Source organism: Gardnerella coleohominis (assembly GCF_002896555.1).
GTDB classification, from domain to species: Bacteria; Actinomycetota; Actinomycetes; order Actinomycetales; family Bifidobacteriaceae; genus Bifidobacterium; species Bifidobacterium vaginale_F.
On the sequence record NZ_MNLH01000020.1, the window covers coordinates 1 to 371 of the forward strand.

Below are 371 nucleotides of genomic sequence, written 5' to 3' on the forward strand. Positions count from 1 at the left end.
GTTCCTATATTAAGTTCGACGAGAACGCCGCCGTCATTCTCGGCTCTGGCCGTGAACCAAAGGGCACTCGTATCTTCGGACCAGTCGGTCGTGAATTGCGCGATAAGCGCTTCATGAAGATTGTGTCCCTAGCCCCGGAGGTGATCTGATATGGTAGCCAAAATTAAGTCCGGCGACCAGGTAAAGGTCATTCGCGGTAAGGAAGGCAAAGTACTTCGCGTACTTGCCGAAGACCGTCTTATTGTCGAGGGTGTACAGGTTGTTAAGAAGCACGTTCGTGCCACCCAGCAGGGTCAGCAGGCGGGCATTGTTTCTGTAGAGGCTCCAATCCATCGTTCTAACGTGATGGTTATTGACCCAGAAACTAAGCA

At 51.8% G+C, this 371-nt stretch carries 2 protein-coding genes; both read left to right on the plus strand.

The genetic code is table 11. The annotated features are described in order from the left end of the window. Positions 1 to 149, plus strand: a 149-nt coding sequence (locus BFS05_RS06515) for an uL14 family ribosomal protein (protein WP_180978626.1), incomplete at its 5' end; no start/stop codon positions are given. Position 150: 1 nt separating this feature from the next. Beyond that, positions 151 to 371, plus strand: a 221-nt coding sequence (gene rplX / locus BFS05_RS06520) for a 50S ribosomal protein L24 (protein ID WP_103085143.1), incomplete at its 3' end; no start/stop codon positions are given.